The 17,887-nt window shown below is 62.3% G+C and carries 18 protein-coding genes; 9 read left to right on the forward strand and 9 right to left on the reverse strand.

Annotation, left to right across the window (positions count from 1 at the left end; genetic code table 11):
* Positions 1 to 22 precede the first annotated feature (22 nt).
* From urtC to BM062_RS02720, 6 genes are all read left to right on the forward strand, one after another.
* Entirely contained in the window at positions 23 to 1,234 is a 1,212-nt protein-coding gene (gene urtC, locus BM062_RS02695) for an urea ABC transporter permease subunit UrtC (RefSeq protein ID WP_092392829.1), read from the forward strand.
* Positions 1,231 to 1,998 (forward strand): urea ABC transporter ATP-binding protein UrtD, encoded by a 768-nt coding sequence (urtD, locus tag BM062_RS02700; RefSeq protein ID WP_061540912.1) that lies wholly within the window; start codon positions 1,231 to 1,233, stop codon positions 1,996 to 1,998. Before urtC ends, urtD begins: the two co-directional genes overlap by 4 nt.
* A gap of 16 nt (positions 1,999 to 2,014) precedes the next feature.
* Positions 2,015 to 2,704 (forward strand): urea ABC transporter ATP-binding subunit UrtE, encoded by a 690-nt coding sequence (urtE, locus tag BM062_RS02705; RefSeq protein WP_092392831.1) that lies wholly within the window; start codon positions 2,015 to 2,017, stop codon positions 2,702 to 2,704.
* Positions 2,705 to 2,745: 41 nt separating this feature from the next.
* Positions 2,746 to 3,768 carry an aliphatic amidase gene (locus tag BM062_RS02710; RefSeq protein WP_092392833.1) on the forward strand — a complete coding sequence of 341 codons (1,023 nt, stop codon included), beginning with the start codon at positions 2,746 to 2,748 and terminating at the stop codon, positions 3,766 to 3,768.
* A 35-nt stretch (positions 3,769 to 3,803) separates the two neighbouring features.
* A complete protein-coding gene (gene fmdA, locus BM062_RS02715) occupies positions 3,804 to 4,982 on the forward strand; it encodes a formamidase (protein ID WP_041742133.1) in 1,179 nt (392 codons plus the stop codon).
* A 62-nt stretch (positions 4,983 to 5,044) separates the two neighbouring features.
* Positions 5,045 to 5,341, forward strand: coding sequence for an FmdB family zinc ribbon protein (locus BM062_RS02720; protein ID WP_092393536.1), 297 nt, complete (start codon positions 5,045 to 5,047; stop codon positions 5,339 to 5,341).
* 11 nt (positions 5,342 to 5,352) lie between these two features.
* On the opposite strand, the gene BM062_RS02725 is transcribed toward BM062_RS02720, so the two are convergent.
* From BM062_RS02725 to wrbA, 5 genes are all read right to left on the reverse strand, one after another.
* The gene (locus BM062_RS02725; protein ID WP_092392835.1) at positions 5,353 to 6,705 is read right to left on the reverse strand and encodes a DUF1501 domain-containing protein; all 1,353 of its coding nucleotides are present in this window, start codon (positions 6,703 to 6,705) and stop codon (positions 5,353 to 5,355) included.
* A gap of 17 nt (positions 6,706 to 6,722) precedes the next feature.
* Positions 6,723 to 8,276 (reverse strand): DUF1800 domain-containing protein, encoded by a 1,554-nt coding sequence (locus tag BM062_RS02730; protein WP_092392837.1) that lies wholly within the window; start codon positions 8,274 to 8,276, stop codon positions 6,723 to 6,725.
* A gap of 123 nt (positions 8,277 to 8,399) precedes the next feature.
* The gene (locus BM062_RS02735; protein ID WP_092392839.1) at positions 8,400 to 9,812 is read right to left on the reverse strand and encodes an FAD-binding oxidoreductase; all 1,413 of its coding nucleotides are present in this window, start codon (positions 9,810 to 9,812) and stop codon (positions 8,400 to 8,402) included.
* Between the two features lie 118 nt (positions 9,813 to 9,930).
* Positions 9,931 to 10,374 (reverse strand): DUF2069 domain-containing protein, encoded by a 444-nt coding sequence (locus BM062_RS02740; RefSeq protein ID WP_254784880.1) that lies wholly within the window; start codon positions 10,372 to 10,374, stop codon positions 9,931 to 9,933.
* Complete coding sequence (gene wrbA / locus BM062_RS02745; protein WP_092392841.1) at positions 10,371 to 11,009, reverse strand: NAD(P)H:quinone oxidoreductase; 639 nt, start codon at positions 11,007 to 11,009, stop codon at positions 10,371 to 10,373. The genes BM062_RS02740 and wrbA overlap by 4 nt, the downstream gene beginning before the upstream one ends.
* Positions 11,010 to 11,096: 87 nt before the next feature.
* On the opposite strand from wrbA, the gene BM062_RS02750 reads away from it, so the two are divergent.
* Positions 11,097 to 12,401, forward strand: coding sequence for a YihY family inner membrane protein (locus tag BM062_RS02750; protein WP_092392843.1), 1,305 nt, complete (start codon positions 11,097 to 11,099; stop codon positions 12,399 to 12,401).
* Here the strand turns inward: BM062_RS02750 and BM062_RS02755 are convergent.
* The 4 genes from BM062_RS02755 to BM062_RS02770 form a co-directional block, all read right to left on the reverse strand.
* Positions 12,363 to 12,560, reverse strand: a complete 198-nt coding sequence (locus tag BM062_RS02755; protein WP_092392845.1) for a hypothetical protein — start codon at positions 12,558 to 12,560, stop codon at positions 12,363 to 12,365. The two genes, BM062_RS02750 and BM062_RS02755, sit on opposite strands and share 39 nt — an antisense overlap.
* A gap of 110 nt (positions 12,561 to 12,670) precedes the next feature.
* A complete protein-coding gene (locus BM062_RS02760) occupies positions 12,671 to 12,988 on the reverse strand; it encodes an Mpo1-like protein (protein ID WP_092392847.1) in 318 nt (105 codons plus the stop codon).
* A gap of 31 nt (positions 12,989 to 13,019) precedes the next feature.
* Positions 13,020 to 13,886 carry an alpha/beta fold hydrolase gene (locus BM062_RS02765; RefSeq protein WP_092392849.1) on the reverse strand — a complete coding sequence of 289 codons (867 nt, stop codon included), beginning with the start codon at positions 13,884 to 13,886 and terminating at the stop codon, positions 13,020 to 13,022.
* A gap of 1 nt (position 13,887) precedes the next feature.
* Complete coding sequence (locus BM062_RS02770; RefSeq protein WP_092392851.1) at positions 13,888 to 15,210, reverse strand: O-acetylhomoserine aminocarboxypropyltransferase; 1,323 nt, start codon at positions 15,208 to 15,210, stop codon at positions 13,888 to 13,890.
* Between the two features lie 162 nt (positions 15,211 to 15,372).
* On the opposite strand from BM062_RS02770, the gene BM062_RS02775 reads away from it, so the two are divergent.
* Both BM062_RS02775 and BM062_RS02780 read left to right on the forward strand, forming a co-directional pair.
* On the forward strand, positions 15,373 to 15,819 hold the full coding sequence (locus tag BM062_RS02775; protein WP_092392853.1) for a CBS domain-containing protein: 447 nt from the start codon (positions 15,373 to 15,375) through the stop codon (positions 15,817 to 15,819).
* A gap of 133 nt (positions 15,820 to 15,952) precedes the next feature.
* The gene (locus BM062_RS02780; protein ID WP_092392855.1) at positions 15,953 to 17,839 is read left to right on the forward strand and encodes an MFS transporter; all 1,887 of its coding nucleotides are present in this window, start codon (positions 15,953 to 15,955) and stop codon (positions 17,837 to 17,839) included.
* Positions 17,840 to 17,887: the final 48 nt, after the last annotated feature.

The following is a 17,887-nucleotide window of genomic DNA, read 5'->3' on the forward strand; positions in this document are numbered from 1 at the left end:
CGCTGCAATCGAAAGGCGCTTCATGAATGCTGCATACGAAAAAATCCTGGGCGGAAAATCCGGCCTGCTCGGCCTGCTGATCCTGGCCGGACTGCTGCTGGTGGTGTTTCCGCTGGCTTTCGATATCTTCCGCCTGAACCTGGTCGGCAAATACCTGGCGTACGCCTTTGTCGCCGTCGGCCTGGTGCTGTGCTGGGGTTACGGCGGCATCCTCAGCCTCGGGCAAGGCGTGTTCTTCGGCCTGGGAGGTTATTGCATGGCGATGTTCCTCAAGCTGGAGGCATCCGATCCGGTCAGCACCAAGATCCAGTCGACCCCCGGCATTCCCGATTTCATGGACTGGAACCAGATCACCGAGTTGCCGCTGCTGTGGCAGCCGTTCCATTCTTTCGGATTTACCCTGCTGGCGGTGCTGCTGGTGCCGACCGTGCTGGCGCTGGTGATCGGCGCGGCGATGTTCAAGCGCCGCGTCGGCGACGTATATTTTTCCATCGTCACCCAGGCGATTGCCGCCATCCTGTCGATTCTGATCATCGGCCAGCAGGGACTGACCGGCGGCGTCAACGGCATCACCGACCTGAAAACCCTGATGGGCTGGGACATTCGCACCGATTCGGCCAAGCTGGTCCTGTATTTCGTCAATGCCGGCCTGCTGATCGGCTGCATCCTGGCCGGGCGTTTCATCCTCGGTTCGAAACTGGGACGCTTGCTGGTGGCGATGCGCGACAAGGAGGAGCGGGTGCGTTTCTCCGGTTACGACGTCGCCAGCTTCAAGGTCTTCGTGTTCTGCGTCGCCGCCATGTTTTCCGCGATCGGCGGCGCCATGTTCACCTTGCAGGTCGGCTTCATGTCGCCGTCGTTCGTCGGCATCGTGCCCTCCATCGAAATGGTGATCTATGCCGCGGTCGGCGGCCGCATGTCCTTGCTCGGCGCGGTGTACGGCACCTTGCTGGTGAATTTCGGCAAGACCTATTTTTCCGAATCGTTCCCTGAACTCTGGCTGTTCCTGATGGGCGGCCTGTTCATCGCGGTGGTCATGTATTTCCCGAACGGCCTGGCCGGCCTGTACCAGAGCCACGGCAAGCTGTTGCTGTCGAAACTGGCCGGAAGGAAACGCGGCCCGGTGCGCAATGCCGCGCCGCCGGCCGGCGCCAAACCGCCTGCGGCAGTGGCAGTGGTGGCGGCTGAAACGGATATCGAACTGCCGCACGGCAGCCTGGAGGCATCGAAATGAGCGGCAATCCTATCGGTTTTGAGTCAAGCGACCGGCCAGTGCTGGCGATCGAAGACCTGACGGTATCCTTCGACGGCTTCAAGGCGGTGGACGGCTTGAATTTCTACGTCGAACGCAATGAAGTGCGGGTGGTGATCGGCCCCAACGGCGCCGGCAAGACCACGGTGCTGGACCTGATCTGCGGCAAGACCCAGGCCACCGCCGGCAGCATCCAGTTCAAGAACCGCGAGCTGACCAAGATGCGTGAGCACGAAATTGTCCAGGCCGGGGTCGGCCGCAAGTTCCAGACGCCGTCCATCTACGAAAACCTGAGCGTGTTCGAGAACCTGGAAATGTCGTTTCCGCGCGGCCGCAAGGTATTCGGCGCGCTGGTGTTCAAGCGCACGGCGGAAGTGGTGGAGCGGGTCGAAGCGGTGGCCAGGGAAATTTTCCTCGATGCGCAGCTGTACCAGCAGGCCGACCTGCTGTCGCACGGCCAGAAGCAGTGGCTGGAGATCGGCATGCTGCTGATGCAGGAGCCGGAGCTGCTGATGCTGGACGAGCCGGTGGCCGGCATGAGCGTTTCCGAACGCGAGAAAACCGCCGAGCTGCTGGGACGCATCAGCAAGGGCCGTTCGGTGCTGGTGATCGAGCATGACATGGAGTTTGTCAAAAGCATCGCCCACAAAGTCACTGTGCTGCACCAGGGAAAGATACTGGCCGAAGGCAGCATGGAATCGGTGCAAGCCAATCCCAAGGTGATCGAAGTCTACCTGGGTCATTAATCCATTCGGAGCGCTTATGTTCAATGTTTCGCATCTTGCCTCGGGCTATGGCCAGAGCCAGGTCATCCACGATGTCAGCCTGGCCGTCGGCAAACAGGAAATCGTCGCCGTCATGGGCCGCAACGGCATGGGCAAAACCACCTTGTTCAAGACCTTGATGGGGATACTGCCGCTGCGCGAGGGCAGCATCCAGATCGACGGCCAGGAACTGGGCCATCTTGAAAGTTACCAGCGGGTCGCCAGCGGCGTTGCTTACGTGCCGCAGGGGAGGATGATTTTTCCTGGCATGACGGTGCTGGAAAACATCCAGACCGGCTTGCCGGCCAGTGCGCTCGGCAAGGTGCCGGACGAGCTGTACGCCTTGTTTCCGGTGCTGCACGAAATGCGCGGCCGCAAGGGCGGCAACTTGTCCGGCGGCCAGCAGCAGCAACTGGCGATTGCGCGCGCGCTGGCCACCAACCCCAAGGTGCTGCTGCTGGACGAGCCGACCGAAGGCATCCAGCCGTCGATCATCAAGGACATCGCGCGCAGCCTGAAGGAGATCCGCAAGATCCGGCAGCTGACCATCATCGTCTCGGAACAGGTCCTCAGCTTTACGCTGGAAATCGCCGACCGTTTTCTGGTGATCGACAAGGGCCGCTTCGTCTACGAGGACACCAGCGACAAGGTCGACGCCGCGACCATCAGCCGTTACCTGTCCGTATAGCGGGCAGCTTATTCGATTCAGCCAGACCACAGGAGCGATACATGAGGCACGGAGATATTTCCAGCAGCAAGGATGCAGTCGGGGTTGCGGTAGTCAACTACAAGATGCCGCGCCTGCACAACAAGGCGGAAGTGATGGCCAACGTCCGCAACATCGCGGCGATGGTGGTGGGGATGAAGCAGGGCTTGCCGGGACTGGACCTGGTGGTTTTCCCGGAGTATTCGACCCACGGCATCATGTACGACCGCGAAGAGATGTTCGATACCGCCGCCGCCATCCCCGGCGACGAAACCGCGGTTTTCGCCGAGGCCTGCCGCCAGGCCAATGTCTGGGGCGTGTTCTCGTTGACCGGCGAGCGGCATGAAGAGCATCCGCACAAGGTGCCTTACAACACGCTGATCCTGATGGACAACCAAGGCGAGATCGTCCAGAAATACCGCAAGATCATGCCGTGGACGCCGATCGAAGGCTGGTATCCGGGCGACGCCACCTATGTCTCGGACGGCCCGAAAGGCTTGAAGATCAGCCTGATCATCTGCGACGACGGCAACTACCCGGAAATCTGGCGCGACTGCGCGATGAAAGGCGCCGAGCTGATCGTGCGCTGCCAGGGTTACATGTACCCGGCCAAGGAGCAGCAGGTGCTGGTATCGAAGGCGATGGCGTGGATGAACAATGTCTACGTGGCGGTGGCCAACGCCAGCGGCTTCGACGGCGTGTATTCCTATTTCGGCCACTCGGCCATCGTCGGCTTCGACGGCCGCACCCTGGGCGAATGCGGAACCGAGGAAATGGGTATCCAGTATGCCGAGCTGTCGCTTGGCATGATCCGCGACGCGCGCCGCAACTGGCAATCGCAGAACCATCTCTACAAGCTGCTGCACCGCGGGTATACCGGCAAGATCAATTCCGGCGAGAGTGCCGCCGGCGTCGCCGACTGCCCCTTCGATTTTTACAAGACCTGGGTCAACGATCCGCAGCAGGCGCGGCGCCAGGTCGAGGCGCTGACGCGCAGCACGGCCGGCGCCCCGGAATGTCCGATGCCCGGTATTCCTTCTGAATGAACCACCCTGATTGAGCCACCCAAGAGGAGAGTCGCATGCAACATTTCAAGATCAAGCCCGGCGTGCCGCTGGCGCAGCAAGCCGAGCTGGGACATAACCGCTGGCATCCGGACCTGCCGTTCCTGTCGTCGGTCAAGCCGGGCGAGGCGATCCTGATCGAATCGCTGGATTTCCTGGATGCGCAGATCCAGGACAACGATGACGTTTCCGATGTCAGGAACGTCGACCTGACCCGCGCCCATCCGCTGACCGGGCCGTTCCATGTGGAAGGCGCGGAGCCGGGCGACCTGCTGGTGATCGACCTGCTTGATATCAAGCCGGTGACGCCGGTCGGTTTTTCCGGCGTGTTTTCGAAGGAGAACGGCGGCGGTTTCCTGGCCGATACGTTTCCCGACGCCGACAAGGCGATCTGGGACTTGAAAGGCTTGTACGCTACCTCGCGCCATATTCCCGGCGTGCGCATCGCCGGCCTGACCCATCCGGGCCTGATGGGCTGCCTGCCGTCGCACGATTTGCTGGCGGAATGGAACCGGCGCGAGGCGCCGCTGGCGGCCAAAGGGCTGGCCAAGCCGCCCGACCCGAGCACGGCAGTGCTGCGCGGCCTGAGCGGCGCCAAGTTCGACAGCATGGCGAAGGAAGCGGCGCGCACCGTGCCGCCGCGCGAACACGGCGGCAACACTGATATCAAGGATTTGTCTGCCGGCACCCGGATTTTTTTCCCGGTGTATGTGAAGGGCGCCGGTTTCTCCATGGGCGACCTGCATTTTTCCCAGGGCGACGGCGAAATCGGCTTTTGCGGCGCCATCGAAATGGACGGCGTCAGCCACGTCGGTTTCGACCTGATCAAGGGCGGCATGGCGAAATACAACATCAGTTCGCCGATCTTCATGCCCAGCATCGTCAAGCCGCATTACGAGCAGTGGCTGACCTTTGAAGGCATCAGCGTCGAGAACGGCGTCAACTATTACCTGGACGCTACCGTGGCCTATCGCCAGGCCTGCCTGAAAGCCATCGATTACCTGACCCATTTCGGGTATACCGGCAGCCAGGCCTACATGCTGCTGACCGCGGCGCCGGTGGAAGGGCGCATCGGCGGCATTGTCGATATTCCGAACTGCGCGTGCACGGTGTCCTTGCCGACCTCGATTTTCGACCAGGACATCACGCCCAAGGGGATGCTGAACGATAACGCGTACTGGGGCAGGAAACCTTAGTTCCGGCGGCGGCAGGGCTTGGCCCTGCCTGTTCCCCGTCCAATTCAACCAAAGGATAAATGATGCCGCTGTACGACATCCGCTGCAGCCATTGCGATGGCATTTTCGAAAAGCTGTTGCCGCTGCAAGCACTGGAAAAGCCGCTTGCCTGTCCCTACTGCGCCGAGGCGACCCTTGCCGTTCCTTTATTTACCGGCGGCCACGTCAAGCTGCGCGTGGCGGAACGCTGGCGGGCGCGCAATGGCGCCGAACAGCTGGCCGGCCGCGGCGCCGCCGGGCCGGGCACGCAAGCGCGCGCCGGCAGGAGCAGCGTGCTGCACAATTGCAAAGGGCATAGCTGCAGTATCTGCGATACCTGAGCCTGGTCCGGTTATACCAGCAGATTCAGGGCGCCCGGGTGGCCGGCGCCATATTGCGGAAACAGCTTCTGCATGGCCGGATCGCCGATCCGCATGTGTTTTTCCGCCAGCGTCGCCAGCACCGAGCGGAAATCGGTGGTGATGGCCAGGTCGCGCCCTTCGTTGAGCGACTTGTCGTCGATGCCCGGCCATGAACCGTGGATGGTGCGGCCGCGGACGTTGCCGCCCATCAGCCACATGACGTTGCCGTGGCCGTGGTCGGTGCCGCCGTTGCCGTTTTCGCGGAAGGTGCGGCCGAATTCCGACATCACCACAATCACCGTATCGTTGAACGCCGGTCCCAGCTCGCGCGCCAGCGTGGTCAAGCCGTCGGCCAGCGGCCGCAGGCGGTTGGCCAGCTGGCCGTTGCCGTTACCCTGGTTGGTATGGGTGTCCCAGCCGCCGACGGCGACGAAACCGAGCCGGATGTCGGGATTGCTGCGCATCAGCCGTCCCAGGCGGGCGGTGTCGATCGACAGGCCGTTCGGCAGCGGCGCGCCGTTGTTCGCCATCTTTTGTTCGGAGCTGCTGGCGTCGGCCATCAGTTCCTTGCGCGCCGAAATGCCGTCGCGGTAGCTTTTGCCAAGCACGGCGTCTTGCGCATAAAGCTCGGCGTAAGCCTGGCTGACATCGGCGCGGTCGATCAGGGTCGGCCTGGTTGCGTCGCGCCCGGTCGGCATGTTGGCGACTACCGCCCGTCCGGTCAGGATGCGCGGCACCGATTCGCCCAAGGTCAGGGCTTGCATCGGCGACGGCGATGCGGGCATGAAGCCAGGCATAAGCGCCAGCATGCGGTTCATCCAGCCGTCGCGGGTGTTGTGCTGGCCCGGCGTGCCGGTCTCCATGTAATCCTGCGCTTCGAAGTGCGAACGCGACATGTCCGGCGAGCCTGAGGCGTGCACGAAGGCCAGCCGGCCGTCGTCCCAGTACGGCTGCAGCGCTTGCAGCGCCGGATGCAGGCCGAAGTAGCCGGTCAGGTCGATCGCGCCGTTCTGGGTGCCGGGGCGCGATACCGCTATGCCTGGCCGCGCCTTGTAGTAATTGTGGTCGCCATGCGGCACCACGACATTCAAGCCGTCCACCGCGCCGCGCAGGAATACCACGATCATGCGCGGCGTGCCGTCGCCTGCGGCATGCGGACGCTGCAAGGGATTGCCGTACGACAGCGGGCTGTCGACCATGGCGACAGGGGCGGCCGGGACAGGTTTTGCCTTGGCCTGCGGCTTGCTGGCGGGCGCCACCACGCAGCCGGACAGGCCGACCGGGATCAGGATGGCGCCGCCGGCGGTCAGGCCCAGCTGGCGGATGAAATCACGACGCTTCATGACATGGCTCCCGTGGATTATCTTTTCATGAAATCAGGACTGCCGAGTATCAGGCCGACCTGCAGGTTGGCAGGCGCGGCGCCGATCGTGCCGAGGCTGTGCGGCGTCAGCGCCGGCGCCAGGGTTTGCAGCAGTTGTTGCGGATCAATGGGGACGGCGGTATTCGGTGCTGCGGCTACCGGCGGCGATCCGGGCGCTGATCCTGGCACAAGCGGCGGCGGATCGCTGCGGGCGATCGGCGATTTGCCGTTGCTGAGGCCGTTGACGAAATTGATGCGGCGGAGCAGGGCGTCAGGGTTGAGCCAGGCTTCTTCCGAAAACTTGTAGCCCTCCGGCGTCAGCCAGCCATACAGCGGCTGGCCCAGCTGGTTAAGCACGCCGTCGATCGGCCTGACATTGAGCACCGGCGTCGCGGTTGCGCGCAACGACGACACCACGTATTGATAGGGTGTCTTGAACTGGGCCTGGTAATTGCCGCGGTCCCAGAATTCGGGGCTCTCGAACAAGGTGTGGAGCACCGCCTTGATGTCGCCGTTGCTGCTCAGGAAGCGGCGCGCCAGCTTTTCCGTCAGTGCCGGTTCAGGTTTGTCGGAAACGAAATACTGGACCAGCTTGGCGGCCACGAAGTGGGCGGTGGCCGGATGGCGCGCCAGGATATCGAGCGCCTGTTCGCCTTCCTGGTAGCCGCTGCCCTTGATGGCCTGGCCGAGGAAAACCTTGTCGCCGGCATCGTGGCGGCGCGGGTTGAAGCTGAAAGCCGGCTGGCCATCCTTCATGCCTTTTTCATCGATGGTCCAGCCGCTGAGGATGCGCGCCAGGGAAATCACGTCGGCCTGGGTGTAGCCGCTGTCGACGCCCATGGTGTGCAGCTCCAGCAGCTCGCGGCCGTAATTTTCGTTGAGTCCCTTGAAGCGGCCTTTGGCCTCCGGCGTGCCGGCGCCGCTGCTAAGCCAGTTGTCGAGGTAATACAGCATTGCCGGATGATGGGCCACCGCGCCCAGCAGCTGGCGGAAATTGCCGAGCGCGTTGGGCCGCAGCACGTCTTTTTCATATTCGCCGTTCCAGTAGCGCACCCATTCCTTGCCCTCGAAGACGTTGAAATGGTTGAACCAGAATTCGGTCATCACTTCCTGCAGCTGGCGCGGGCTTTCGGTGGCCAGCCACAGCCGGGAAAAATGGGTCTGCGGCGTGATGTCCTTGTTGGCGCGCTGGCGCGCCATGTTCTTTTCTTCGGGAGTGGCGGTATTGGGAGGGAAGGAGGGCGGGCCGTACTGCTGGTAGAGCTGGGTTGCGCTTAGTTGATAAGTCGTCAAGGAGGACAGCTTACCTGCCAGCTCGGGCGGCAGCGGCAGGCTGTCGGGATTGAGCTGCTGCTCGATGTAGCGCTTGACGCCGAGGCGCCTGACGGCGTCGACGTCGCCTGGGCGCGGACCGTAGGCCAGCCGGTTCAGCACATGCAGCGCTTTTTCCGAATCGTTCAGGGGCGGCTGGGCGGTCTGGGCATTGGCATCGAGCGCGGCCAGCGAACCCAGCAGCAATGCGGTCGACAGGTAACGAGGAAGGGTCGGCATGTTCCACCTTATGCAGTTTTTCGGCTTACACCCCCGATTAACGCGCCGCCAGCGGCATGCGCATACAAGGCCGGTGTAACAGATTGTAAGGCGGCAACATTGGCCGGGAATCCGCTTCCGGCGTTAGACGACTTTGCCTGGATTCATCAGGTTCAGGGGATCCAGCGCCTGTTTGATGGTTTTCATCAGCGCAATTTCCACCGGGGATTTATAGCGCAGGATTTCCTCGCGCTTGAGGGTGCCCAGCCCGTGCTCGGCCGAGATCGAGCCCTGCATGCGGTCGACGCTGTCGTGCACGACGCGGTTGATGTCGGCCTGCCGTTCTATGAACTGTTCGGCAGAGGAGCCGGCCGGCGGCGAGACGTTGTAGTGCAGGTTGCCGTCGCCCAGGTGGCCGAAGGTGACATTGCGGCAACCGGGAAAATGCTGTTGCAGCAAGGCGTCGGTGACGGTGATGAATTCGGCGATGCGGGAAATCGGCAGCGAGATGTCGTGCTTGATGTTCTTGCCTTCCATGGCTTGCGCCGAGGAGATGCTTTCGCGCAGCTGCCACAGGGCGCGCGACTGGGCGCTTGAGCTGGCCAGCACCGCATCCTGGCAGATGTCCTGTTCCAGCGCATCGCCGATGACGGCTTCCAGCAAAACGCTGGCATGGTCCGCGGATTCGCTGTCGGACAGTTCCAGCAGCACATAGTGGGGATGGCGCTGGCTGAAAGGGAACTGCAGTTGCGGGAAGTGCTTGGCGACCAGCTGCAGGCACAGGTCGGACATCAGTTCGAAGCCGGTCAGGGTGGCGCCGCAGCGGCCTTGCGCCATGCTCAGCAGGCGCAGCGCGGCGGCCGGCGTCTGCACTGCCGCCAGCGCGGTGAGCTGGGCTTTGGGTTGCGGGAATAGCTTCAGCACGGCGGCGGTAATGATGCCCAGCGTACCTTCAGCGCCGATGAACAGGTCGCGCAAATCGTAGCCGGTATTGTCTTTGCGCAGGCCGCGTAGCCCGTGCAGGATGTCGCCCTGGGCGGTCACGACTTCCAGCCCGAGGCAGAGTTCGCGCGTGTTGCCGTAGCGGAGCACCGCGGTGCCGCCGGCGTTGGTCGACAGGTTGCCGCCGATGGTGCAGCTGCCTTCGGCCGCCAGCGACAGCGGAAACAGGCTTTGCTCGGCGGCGGCGGCTTCCTGGATGTGCTGCAGGATGCAGCCGGCTTCGACGGTGATGGTGTGGTTGACGGCATCGACCGCGCGGATGCGGTTCAGGCGCTTGAGCGACAGCACGATGGCCTGACCGCTCTGGTCGGGCACGCTGCCCAACACCAGGCCGGTGTTGCCGCCCTGAGGCACGATGGGAACCTGGAATTGCGCGCAGAGTTTCACGATGGCCGCCACTTCCGCGGTGTCAGCCGGTTTGACAACAGCCACTGCCGCGCCGGTAAAACGTTGGCGCTGGTCGGTCAGGTAACCGGCTTTATCGGCTTCATCGGTAAGCACATGGGCAGCGCCGATAGCGCTGCGGCAAGCATCAAGGAATTCAGTATTTTTCATGTCCAGGTTTCGACAAAAATAGTTAAATGGGGTCAGAGTTTTTTTTCGCGTCCTTTGCGAAAATTACTCTGACCCCATTTAACGGCCCACGGAGTACATACCGTCGCATTGTCGGATGCTACTGCGACGCCTTCTTGATAGCCTGCTTAGCCACTTCCTTGGCCGCCTTTTTATAAGGCCGCAGATAAAGGATGGTGCAAAAGAAAAAGATGACGCTGAGCGCGACTTCGACCCAGCCCAGCCTGCTGGACAGGAAACTGCTGTCGCTGGTGGCGCGCACGATGCCTTCCGTGAAATAGAGCAGGATCAGCATGGACGCCCACTGCATCGTATACACGTCGCGCTTGAGCACGCCGCGCAACGGGAACAGCAGCGGCAGCACCTTCAGCACCATCCAGGAGCCGCCCGGGCGCAGCGGCGCCAGCGCCAGTTCCCAGGCCAGGCCCAGCGCGATCAGGCCGAGCAGGCTGCCGACCGCGCCGAAATAGAAGAAGCGCGGCTGGCGCGCCGCATGCGGCAGCGGATGGGTCGATACGCCCGGTTTCAGTTTGGTGGTCATCATGTCCCCGCGATGTCGAGTCTTGTTTTCAACTTCAAGGCGGTTTCCGCCAGCCGCCGGCCCTGGGCGATCGCCAAGGTGCGGCTCTCGGCCGAAATCGGATGCGTGCCGTTCATGCCGGACCAGTGGCTGGCGCCATACGGCGTGCCGCCGCTGGCGGTTGTCATCAGTTCCGGCAGCGTGTAGGGTAAGCCCATCACCAGCATGCCATGGTGTAATAAAGGCGTCATCATCGACATCAGGGTCGATTCCTGGCCGCCGTGCAAGCTGCCGGTAGACGTGAATACGCAAGCCGGCTTGCCAGCCAGGGTGCCGGCCAGCCAGTCGGTGCTGGTGCCGTCCCAGAAATATTTCATGGCTGCGGCCATGTTGCCGAAGCGGGTCGGCGATCCCAGCGCCAGGCCGGAGCATTCCTGCAGGTCGGCCAGTTCGACGTAAGGCGCCCCTTCGGCCGGGATATCCGGCGCGCTGGCTTCGGTCACGGTCGATACCGCCGGCACCGTGCGCAAGCGCGCTTCGCAGCCGGCGACGGAGTCGATGCCCTGGCCGATCAGTTCGGCCAGCTTGCGCGTCGAACCATGGCGCGAGTAGTACAGGACCAGGAGTGGTGTGTTAACAGTAATATTGGATGAGCTCATTTTGGTATTATAGGGCGCTTTAGCGTGGGTTCATGGTGCAAAACGCGCCTTTAATCGCCCGCTCCGGAAGGCAAAATCAGGGAAAGCATGAAGTCATTGAAATTTTCCAGGCTGCGCGGCCTGTCCTGGCCGCAATTGCGCGATCTGTTTCGTTTTGCGGCGCGCCGCCTGGATGAAGAACGCTTGCCGCAAGTGGCCGGCAGCCTGACCTTCACCACCATCCTGGCGCTGGTGCCGATGCTGACCATCGCCTTGGCGATTTTCACCGTATTCCCGCTGTTCAGCACCTTCCGCGCTTCGCTGGAACACTACTTTGTGCAAAACCTGATGCCCAGGGGCGTCGCCAACGTCATCCTCGATTACCTCAACCAGTTCGCCACCAAGTCGGCGCGCCTGTCGGCGGTCGGCGGGGTGGCGCTGATCGTCACTTCGGTGCTGACGATGTCGACGGTGGACCATGTGTTCAACCGCATCTGGCGCGTCAAGAAGCAGCGGCCGTGGATCCACCGGGTGCTGGTGTACTGGGCCATCATTACGCTGGGACCTTTGCTGATCGGCATCTCGATCACCGTCACTTCTTATTTGTCGGACGCAGCTAACGGCCTGGTGGTGAGCTGGGCCGGCAGATGGTTCTATACGCTGCTGTCGGTTGCGCTGACTACCGGCGCCTTCACCCTGCTGTACGTGGCGGTGCCGAACCAGCGGGTGGATTGGCGCGACGCCGTCTGGGGCGGCCTGCTGGCGGGCATCGTGTTTGAAATCGCCAAACGCTTTTTTGCCGCCTACGTGATCAAGTTCCCGACCTACACCATGGTCTACGGCGCGCTGGCGGCCTTGCCGATTTTCCTGCTGTGGATCTACATGCTGTGGATGATCACACTGGTAGGCGCCTTGCTGGTGGCGGCGTTGCCGGTGGTGAAATACGAGCGCTGGTGGCATGTGCCGGCTCCGGGCAGCGCTTTTGTCGATGCGATGGCGGTGTTGGGTGTGCTGCACCAGGCCAGGACCGGGGCCAGTTCGGCCGCGGTGGATGCGGACCAGATACGGCGCGCAACCAGGCTCGGTTTTGACGAATCGGAAAGCTTGTTGCAACAAATGCAGGAGATCGGCTGGGTCGGTTCGGTGCAGGCCGACAAGCTGGTCAGGACACAGTGGGGGCGCAAAGCGCGCATCAGCGTCGACGGCTGGATTTTGCTGGCGAATCCGGAACGGCTGAAACTGAGCGATATCTATCGCCTGTTCGTGTGCAACCTGGTGGCGGGCAAGGTGGCCGACGAGGCGCTGGCGTGGCAGGTGGAAGCGGCTATCGAACGCGGCCTGGAACAGACGCTGGCAGCGTATTTTGCCGAAGGACTAGTACATCCGGAACTTGAGGTCGCCGCCGCGCAATAATCCCGGCGTCCAGAAATAGCTGACCTGCACCGTGCCGTTGTAGGTCGGCCTTGTATAGTTCATCAGGAACAATGGCCGTTTTGCCGCGGCGGCGGGTGCGTCCTGCCCCGCGGCCTGGCCCGGTTCCTTCTGCGTCAGCGCGGCATCCCTTGTGTGCATGAATTTCCCGTTTCCTGACTGGCAGTTGCCATCATGTCTAAATGTAAAGTAGACGTTATTCTAAGGGACAAGCGGTTCACATTGCCGTGAACCGTTTTTTACATAGTTGATTAAAAAGAAACCTGGCCGGTCAGCATCTGCCAGTACATGACCCAGTCGCCGAGCAGGGAATAAAGCGGCTGCCTGAAGGTGGCGGGGCGGTTTTTCTCGAACGCGAAATGGCCGATCCAGGCAAAACCGTAGCCGCACACCAGCGCCACCGGCAGCCAGTACAGGGAACCGGTCAGCACCAGCGCGACCAGCGCCAGCAAGGCCAGGGTCGAGCCGACGAAGTGCAGTTGGCGGCAGGTGCGGTTGCTGTGCTGGCTCAGGTAGCTCGGATAGAACTCGGCGAAGGTCTCGTATTTCTTTTCAAGCACAGTAGGCATGGCGTCTCCTTGCTGTTTCTGTCCTTTAAGCTTAATCCCCGATAGCGGCAGGCGCAACCGCCGTGGAGCGCAGCGCTTCAGTTGCAAACTTGTACAAATGGTCCAGCACCGCATCCGGCTGCTCCGCCATCAAGGCATGGCCGCTGGCTTCCACCTGCACTACCTTGGCGTGCCTGATCGCGGCAACCAGGCCGGCGGCAGCCTTGGCCGGCGTCATGATGTCGCGCTGGCCGAGCAGGAACAGGGTCGGGCAAGCCACCGCCTGCGCCGCCTGTTCGCCGTTTGCATAGCTGTTGCAGGCGGCGAAGTCGGTATAGAACACGGTCGGCTTGCTGTCCGACTGCCGCGCGATGCGCTGCATCAGGCGCTGGCTGGCGCCTTGCACGTAGAAGCCCGGGCCCGGCGCCGAAGGTTTGGGCGAGATGGTCGAATGCGACCAGATGTTCACCATGTCGATCGCGCTCTGCTGTGCATTGTTGGCGGCATCGAGCAGCGCATCCGCGACTTTCATCGGATAGGCGGTGCCGACCAGCGCAATGCCGGCGATACGCGTCGAACCGGCGGCGCGGCCGGCGTTCTCCAGCGCGACCAGCGAACCCATGCTATGGCCGATCAGGATGGCTTTGGTGACGCCGGCGGCATCCAGCAAACTATCCAGCCAGTCCGACAATTCCTCGATGCTGGCCAGGGCAGGCCCCTGGCTGCGGCCGTGTCCCGGCAAGTCCGGCGCCAGCACGCCGAAACCGTGGTGGGCGAAGTAGCGGGTTTGCAGGATCCAGACCGAGTGGTCGTTCTGGCCGCCGTGGATGAATACCGCGGTCGGCAGTTCCGGGTTGAAGGTTTTGCCGCCGGTATAACAATAGCTGTCGTAATTGGCGCCCTGTGTTTTCAGCAGCATCTCATTTCCCCTTGCGCTCGGCGCGCTGCGACATCTTGAGGCCGTAAGCCAGGTCTTCGATCAGGTCTTCCACGTTCTCCAGGCCGACTGACAGCCGCAGCGTGCCTTCGGTGATGCCGGAGGCGGCCAGCTGTTCGCTCGGCACCCGGAAATGGGTAGTCGAGGCCGGATGGATGACCAGCGACTTGGCGTCGCCGACATTGGCCAGGTGGGAAAATATCTTGAGCGATTCCACCATGCGCTGGCCGGCGGCGCGGTCGCCCTTGAGGTTGAACGAGAATACGGCGCCGCAGCCTTTGGGCAGCAGCGTCTTGCTCAATGCGTGGCCCGGATGCGAAGGCAATTCAGGATATGCCACCGATTCGACCGCGGCATGCGCCGCCAGGAATTCGACCACCTTGCGAGTATTGGCGACATGTTTTTCCATGCGCAGCGCCAGCGTCTCTATCCCTTGCAGGATGGCGAAGGCATTGTGCGGACTCATCACCGCGCCGAAATCGCGCAATCCTTCGCGCCGCGCGCGCAAGGAAAACGGCGCCACCGTCGATTCTTCGGAAAACACCATGCCGTGGAAACCCTCGTACGGTTCGCACAATTCGCCGAAGCGGCCGGTTTTGTCATATGCCTGCTGCCAGTCGAACGTGCCGCCGTCCACCAGCAGGCCGCCGACCGCGGTGCCGTGGCCGCACAGGAATTTGGTGGCGGAATGGAACACCAGGTCGGCGCCGTGCTCGAAAGGTTTCAGCAGGTACGGCGTGGTGAACGTGGCGTCGACCATCAGCGGCAGGTAGTGTTCGTGGGCCAGGGCCGAGATGCGCGGGATGTCCAGCACATCCAGCCCCGGATTGCCGAGGGTTTCGCCGAACAGGGCTTTGGTGTTGGGCCGGATTGCGGCGCGCCAGGCGTCGAGGTCGCTCGGGTCGACGAAGGTGGTTTCGATGCCGAAGCGCTTCATGGTGTACGACAGCAGGTTGTGCGAACCGCCGTACAGCGCGCGCGACGCCACGATATGCGAACCGGCGCCGGCGATGGTGGCCAGCCCCAGGTGCATGGCAGCCTGGCCGCTGGCGACGGCAATCCCGGCGACGCCGCCTTCCAGCGCGGCGATGCGTTCTTCCAGCACCGCGTTGGTGGGATTGGAAATGCGCGAATACACATGGCCGGCGCGCTCCATGTTGAACAGCGAGGCGGCGTGGTCGGAATCCTTGAAGACAAACGCGGAGGTCAGGTAAATCGGCGTGGCGCGTGCGCCGGTGGCGGGGTCGGGTACGCTGCCGGCATGCAGCGACAAGGTGTCGAAGCCGGGATAATGGGGAATGCTCATGGTGCTGGCTGTCTCCTTTGATTCTTGAAATATGAGAACTCACTCTATTCATGCTGCGCTGCGCGGTAGATTTTTGGCTCCGCTTAAGCTACATTCTGGATACAAGCGACGCAAGAGATGAGATATAGGCAAGCATAACCCAAGCAAAGGCAGGATGGCCCCATGAAAGTTTCTGAAATCCTCAAAGTCAAAGGCAATATTCTTTACACCGTGACGCCGGAAACGCCGTTGATCGAGGCTGTCAACACGATGGCGGAAAAAGATATCGGTTCGCTGGTGGTGATGGAGTTCGGGACGCTGGTGGGGATGCTGACCTTCCGCGAAGTGATGAATGCGATCCACCAGAACGGCGGCGCGGTCGGCAGCAACACGGTGCGCAAGCACATGGACGACAGCCCGATCACCGTCACGCCGGATACCGAAGTCAACGAGGTGCGCCGCATCATGCTGGAGCGCCACGCGCGTTACGTGCCGATCATGGATGCCCGCACCTTGCTGGGCGTGATGTCGTTCTACGACGTGGCGAAGGCGGTGCTGGACGCCCAGGGTTTTGAAAACAAGATGCTGAAAGCGTATATCCGCGACTGGCCTTCCACCACCGACGAATAGGCTTTGTTATTGTTTGTTAAGAACCGTTTGCGGCAAAATGATGCCGCAAACGGTTTTTTTTGTGTAAGCTGCCCGAAAAATATTAGAACAATAATCACTTGCCATAACACGGACCCATCTCGTTAGCTTACCTATGTCCAAATCCAGTCAATTCTCCCTGCTGCGCCAGCGCCGCTTCGCTCCTTTCTTCTGGACCCAGTTTTTCGGCGCGTTCAACGACAACGTGTTCAAGACCGCCTTGCTGACGATCCTGACCTACGAAGCGCTGAGCTGGACCAGCATGGACGTCAGCCTGCTCAACAACCTGATCCCGGGCCTGTTCATCCTGCCGTTCGTGGTGTTTTCGGCGACCGCCGGCCAGCTCGCCGACAAGTTCGAGAAATCGCGCCTGGCGCGCTACGTCAAGGTGCTGGAAATCATCATCATGGCGGTCGCCGCCGCCGGCTGGATGACGCATACCTTGTGGCTGCTGATCCTGGCGGTGGTCGGCATGGGCATCCATTCGACCATCTTCGGACCGGTCAAGTACGCCTACCTGCCGCAGCAGCTGCGCCAGGACGAACTGGTCGGCGGCAACGGCATCATCGAAATGGGAACCTTCGTCGGCATCCTGCTGGGCGAAGTGCTGGGCGCGGTGCTGGTGGTGCACAAGCCGTGGGGCATCGAACTGGTGGCGGGCGGCACGGTGGCGATCGCGGTTGTCGGCTGGCTGTTCAGCCGCGGCATCCCGCTGACGCCGGCCGCAGAGCCCGCGCTGAAGATCAACTGGAATCCGATCACCGAAACCGTGCGCAACCTGGGCTTTTCCCGCAAGAACCGGCCGGTGTTCCTGGCCATGCTGGCCAATTCCTGGTTCTGGTTCTACGGCGCCATCATGCTGGCGCAGTTTCCCCTGTACGCGAAAAACTACCTGCATGGCGACCATAGCGTTTTTGTGCTGCTGCTGACGGTGTTCTCGCTCGGCGTCGGCGCCGGTTCGCTGCTGTGCGAACGCTTGTCGGGCCACAAGGTGGAAATCGGCCTGGTGCCGTTTGGCGCGATCGGCCTGTCGGTGTTCGGCCTCGACCTGTTCCTGGCCAGCATCGGCTATGCCAACACCACGGCGGTCGACATGGCCGGTTTCGTGCAGCAGCACGGCAGCTGGCGCATCCTGTTCGATTGCGTGATGATCGGCCTGTTCGGCGGCCTGTACATCGTGCCGCTGTTCGCGGTGATCCAGACCCGCTGCGACCGCCGGCACCTGTCGCGCACCATTGCCGGCATGAATATCATGAACGCCTTGTTCATGGTGGTGGCGGCGCTGGTGGCGATGGTGCTGCTGCAATCCGGCTTCACCATCCCGCAGATTTTCCTGGTGACGGCGATCCTGAATGCGCTGGTGGCGCTGTACATCTTCACCGTGGTGCCGGAATACCTGGTGCGTTTCGCGGCCTGGATACTGATCCACACCATCCACCGCGTGCATACCGTCAACCGCGACCGCATCCCGGACGAGGGCGCCGCGGTGCTGGTCTGCAACCACGTCAGCTACGTCGATGCGATCGTGATCATGGCCGCCAGCCCGCGGCCAATCCGCTTCGTCATGGATCACCGGATTTTCAAGATCCCGCTGCTGGCCTGGCTGTTCAAGACCGCCAAGGCGATCCCGATTGCGCCGGCCAAGGAGAATCCGCAGCTGATGGAGCGCGCCTTCGACCAGATCGCAGCGGCGCTGGAAGACGGCGACCTGGTCTGCATTTTCCCCGAGGGCAAGCTGACCAGCACCGGCGAAATGAACGAATTCCGCGGCGGCATCAGTAAAATTGTCGAACGCACGCCGGTGCCGGTCATCCCGATGGCCTTGAGCGGCTTGTGGGGCAGCATGTGGACCCGCAGCGCGGGCAATCCTTTCCAGCGCTCATTCAAGCGCGGTCCGCTGTCCGCCTTGCAGCTGGCGGTCGGCGATGTGGTCGCGCCGGAGCAGGCCACCCCGGAATATTTGCAGCAGCAGGTCCAGACTCTGCGCGGCGCCTGGCTGTAAGTCCGGCCGCTGCGGCTGCGGACCCCGGTCACAGACGCTTGATGAAAG

The organism is Collimonas sp. OK412 (genome assembly GCF_900112135.1).
Taxonomy (GTDB): Bacteria; Pseudomonadota; Gammaproteobacteria; order Burkholderiales; family Burkholderiaceae_D; genus Collimonas; species Collimonas rhizosphaerae.

Coding starts and splice junctions, on each gene's coding strand:
- urtC (WP_092392829.1), top strand. CDS start 23: ATGAATGCTGCATACGAAAAAATCCTGGGCGGAAAATCCGGCCTGCTC.
- urtD (WP_061540912.1), top strand. CDS start 1,231: ATGAGCGGCAATCCTATCGGTTTTGAGTCAAGCGACCGGCCAGTGCTG.
- urtE (WP_092392831.1), top strand. CDS start 2,015: ATGTTCAATGTTTCGCATCTTGCCTCGGGCTATGGCCAGAGCCAGGTC.
- BM062_RS02710 (WP_092392833.1), top strand. CDS start 2,746: ATGAGGCACGGAGATATTTCCAGCAGCAAGGATGCAGTCGGGGTTGCG.
- fmdA (WP_041742133.1), top strand. CDS start 3,804: ATGCAACATTTCAAGATCAAGCCCGGCGTGCCGCTGGCGCAGCAAGCC.
- BM062_RS02720 (WP_092393536.1), top strand. CDS start 5,045: ATGCCGCTGTACGACATCCGCTGCAGCCATTGCGATGGCATTTTCGAA.
- BM062_RS02725 (WP_092392835.1), bottom strand. CDS start 6,705: ATGAAGCGTCGTGATTTCATCCGCCAGCTGGGCCTGACCGCCGGCGGC.
- BM062_RS02730 (WP_092392837.1), bottom strand. CDS start 8,276: ATGCCGACCCTTCCTCGTTACCTGTCGACCGCATTGCTGCTGGGTTCG.
- BM062_RS02735 (WP_092392839.1), bottom strand. CDS start 9,812: ATGAAAAATACTGAATTCCTTGATGCTTGCCGCAGCGCTATCGGCGCT.
- BM062_RS02740 (WP_254784880.1), bottom strand. CDS start 10,374: ATGATGACCACCAAACTGAAACCGGGCGTATCGACCCATCCGCTGCCG.
- wrbA (WP_092392841.1), bottom strand. CDS start 11,009: ATGAGCTCATCCAATATTACTGTTAACACACCACTCCTGGTCCTGTAC.
- BM062_RS02750 (WP_092392843.1), top strand. CDS start 11,097: ATGAAGTCATTGAAATTTTCCAGGCTGCGCGGCCTGTCCTGGCCGCAA.
- BM062_RS02755 (WP_092392845.1), bottom strand. CDS start 12,560: ATGCACACAAGGGATGCCGCGCTGACGCAGAAGGAACCGGGCCAGGCC.
- BM062_RS02760 (WP_092392847.1), bottom strand. CDS start 12,988: ATGCCTACTGTGCTTGAAAAGAAATACGAGACCTTCGCCGAGTTCTAT.
- BM062_RS02765 (WP_092392849.1), bottom strand. CDS start 13,886: ATGCTGCTGAAAACACAGGGCGCCAATTACGACAGCTATTGTTATACC.
- BM062_RS02770 (WP_092392851.1), bottom strand. CDS start 15,210: ATGAGCATTCCCCATTATCCCGGCTTCGACACCTTGTCGCTGCATGCC.
- BM062_RS02775 (WP_092392853.1), top strand. CDS start 15,373: ATGAAAGTTTCTGAAATCCTCAAAGTCAAAGGCAATATTCTTTACACC.
- BM062_RS02780 (WP_092392855.1), top strand. CDS start 15,953: ATGTCCAAATCCAGTCAATTCTCCCTGCTGCGCCAGCGCCGCTTCGCT.